Annotated in this window: 3 protein-coding genes; 2 read left to right on the top strand and 1 reads right to left on the bottom strand. The window is 43.6% G+C overall.

Features of this window, described 5'->3' with window-relative positions:
- Positions 1–793: LysM peptidoglycan-binding domain-containing protein (locus tag LD39_RS02085; RefSeq protein ID WP_035542378.1), on the bottom strand; the 793-nt coding region annotated here is incomplete at its 3' end.
- Positions 794–994: 201 nt separating this feature from the next.
- On the opposite strand from LD39_RS02085, the gene LD39_RS02080 reads away from it, so the two are divergent.
- Together LD39_RS02080 and LD39_RS02075 are read left to right on the top strand one after the other, a co-directional pair.
- Positions 995–1,654, top strand: a complete 660-nt coding sequence (locus LD39_RS02080) for a peroxiredoxin (protein WP_035542375.1) — start codon at positions 995–997, stop codon at positions 1,652–1,654.
- Between the two features lie 252 nt (positions 1,655–1,906).
- The gene (locus LD39_RS02075) at positions 1,907–3,097 is read left to right on the top strand and encodes a DEAD/DEAH box helicase (RefSeq protein ID WP_035542374.1); all 1,191 of its coding nucleotides are present in this window, start codon (positions 1,907–1,909) and stop codon (positions 3,095–3,097) included.
- Positions 3,098–3,190 lie beyond the last annotated feature (93 nt).

The raw sequence follows: 3,190 nt of genomic DNA, 5'->3' as shown, positions 1-3,190 counted from the left end.
CAGCCTCCACCTCCCATTTGGCAGGATATTGGTTGTTTAAATCGACGCCGCGAATGTTCGCTTTCCAGCCTGAAAAATCGGTGTTCCCTTTATTAATTCGTAAAGCTTCATCTCCGAATGCCCCTTCAGGAGGACCATTCAACACAAGATTCACCCCATCAGGATCTACCATCGGTACGAGTGATATTGTAACTTGATCATAGTACGGATTGATGTCCAAACCTCTTATCGTTTCTCTATTCGTCAGGGCAAGTAAGTAATCATTTAAAAATTGCATGATGACAGCCGTTGTAATCCATTCATTCGCATGGAATGACCCATTCCAGTGGACGACCTTATTACCACGTCCAATTTGAAGCTCTGTAAGATCTTTTCCCATCACACTTTTCCCTATGGTTTCGGTTCGGATGAAAGGATAGATTTCCGTTAGGTCTTTGAGATCTCTTAGTAAAAGCTGATAATCATAAGGTTGATTTCCATCTACAACTCGATAAGTGACACGGACGGGAACACGAATGGTCTGTCCGACCTGCAATTGTCTTGGGCTCACATCTGGATTAAGCAAGGCTAAAGCATCGACAGACAACCTTCGCTGGCTGGCAATCTTCCAAAAAGTATCTCCACTTTGGATCGTATAGTTGCTCGTTTGATAACCGGGAATAGTTACGGTTTGACCAATCATCAATCCTGAAGGGTTCACTTGCGGGTTAGAATCCAGAATGAGTGCAAGCGGCAAGTTGAAGAGGTTGGAATAGTACCAGAGAGTATCCCCGCTCCTTACCTTTATATTCAATGGACGATATCCTCCTTCCATGTCATCTCTTACTACTATATGGGAAATCAGACGTTGGCATGAGGTGATTTCTTAAAAGTGAAGACAGAATTTTATGGATATGACTTTTGATTCATTCTCCTAAAGTTTAGGATTAATCTATATCTGGTGTGGTACCAGTACCAGTGAGAGTATTTCTAATTCGATTAAGGAGGATGAAACATGGAACAGACAGAAACGAAGCAAGAGTCAGTCATGATGCCGAGAATCGGCGATGATGCTCCATCGTTCGAAGCAGCTACTAGTCAAGGGAACATAAAATTAAAAGACTATAAAGGGAAGTGGCTTGTGCTATTTTCCCATCCATCTGACTTCACGCCTGTATGTACGACTGAATTTGTCGGGTTCCAAGAAATCTATCCAGATTTGAAAGAATTGAACACGGAACTGCTCGGACTGAGCGTAGACAGTGTCCCATCACATATCGCCTGGATCCGCAGCATCGAAGAGAATTTCAACACGAATATTGAATTTCCGGTCATTGCTGATTTAGATAAACAAGTAGCGATGAAATACGGCATGATTATGCCAGGGGAAAGTCAGGTCGAGACGAGCCGCGCTGTTTTTGTCATTGATGATAAGCAGAAAATCCGTTCGATCATTTACTATCCGTTGACGACTGGCCGCAACATGCAGGAAATTTTACGCTTGGTAAAAGCGCTACAGACAACGGACAAGCATGGTGTATCCACGCCGGCCAATTGGACGGAAGGAGACAAGGCGGTCGTGTCGCCACCGAAGTCACAAGAGGAAGCGGCTGCACGCGCAGAAGAAGAGGGCATTGAATACATTGATTGGTATATTTCGAAAAAAGATGTTTGATTGACGGAAGGTTGTCTGAACGTCAGGCAGCCTCCTTCTTTTTATTGAAGAGTTATATAACAATCAGTTGAAGCTAGTTGAGAATAAATGTTTTTTATAATCATTCCAATCTATTTAGAATCTCTCCCCGCTATATAAGAATATCTCTCCATAATTTTAGAATTCTTTTTCCTCAATTTGAATACATCCGTACATAAGTGAGCACAATCCTGTATAATTGCAAAGATAGTCTAAATAGGAAGAAGTGAAATAATGAATCCTTCATTTAAAGAAATGGGAGTTTCTCCCGTTCTCATAGAAAAACTAAAGCACCATGGAATTGCTGCTCCGACGCCCGTTCAGGAACAAGCCATTCCTGTTTTGAAAAATGGTCAAGATGTCATCGCACAAGCGCAAACAGGAACAGGCAAGACGTTCGCTTTTGTGCTGCCTATCCTGGAAAAAGTTGAGCCATCCCAGCCTTTCGTTCAAGCATTAATCGTCACACCAACACGTGAGCTTGCTTTGCAAATCACCCGTGAAGTGAAGAAGCTGAAGTCTGAGGACATTGACGTCTTAGCTGTTTATGGAGGGCAGGATGTTGCAAAACAAGCACATCGCCTGAATGGACAAGCCCACATTGTCATTGCAACACCTGGCCGCCTGATGGATCATATGAGAAGAGGAACGGTCTCTTTAGAATCCGTTCAGCAAGTCGTATTGGATGAAGCAGATCAAATGCTTGAAGCCGGCTTTTTGCCTGATGTCCAGGAAATATTAGAGCAAACTCCTGGAGATAGACAGACGATGCTTTTTTCGGCAACGATTACTCAGCAAGTTAATTCACTTGCGAAAAAATTCTTGCGGGAACCGAAGCGAATCACTGTCAAAGCAGAACAAGTTACGCTGACGGGGATCAAGCAATTGTTATATGAAACAACGGACCGGGCTAAGCAAGATACGTTGATCGAAATCATGAGCGAACATAGACCTTTTCTAGCCGTGATTTTCTGCCGCACGAAGCGGAGAGCGAAAAAGTTGAACGAAGCACTCGTCAGCCGAGGATTTGAGTCGGATGAACTTCATGGTGACCTTTCGCAAGCTAAAAGGGAAAAAATTATGCAGCGATTCCGCGACGCCAAAATTCAATATCTGGTCGCGACAGACGTTGCCGCCCGTGGTCTGGATGTAGAAGGTGTCACACACGTGTTCAATTACGACATCCCTCAGGATGCTGAAAGTTATATTCATCGAATTGGAAGAACAGGGCGTGCTGGAGGAAAAGGATTAGCGATTACGTTCGCAGCACCGAAAGATAAACAAGCGCTTCGTGATATTGAAAAGTTAATTCAACAAAAAATAGAGCGTCGCTCGATTGATACTCTTGCTCCGGGTAAGCGGGAGGAGGAAGAGTCAGTCAAGCAGCAGCGTCCAACGCGTAAGCCAAAGAGACGTAGAAGGTAAAAGAGGAAAGACAAAGGGGATGCCCCTTTGTCTTTTTTTCGCTGATAAATCCACTTTTTCGCTGATAAATCCACTTTTTCGCTGATAAATCCA

Source organism: Halobacillus sp. BBL2006 (assembly GCF_000786645.1).
Lineage (GTDB): Bacteria > Bacillota > Bacilli > Bacillales > Halobacillaceae > Halobacillus.
The sequence above is the reverse complement of the archived record's forward strand: the minus strand, read 5'-3'. Positions and strand labels throughout refer to the sequence as shown.

Coding starts and splice junctions, on each gene's coding strand:
- LD39_RS02075 (WP_035542374.1), top strand. CDS start 1,907: ATGAATCCTTCATTTAAAGAAATGGGAGTTTCTCCCGTTCTCATAGAA.
- LD39_RS02080 (WP_035542375.1), top strand. CDS start 995: ATGGAACAGACAGAAACGAAGCAAGAGTCAGTCATGATGCCGAGAATC.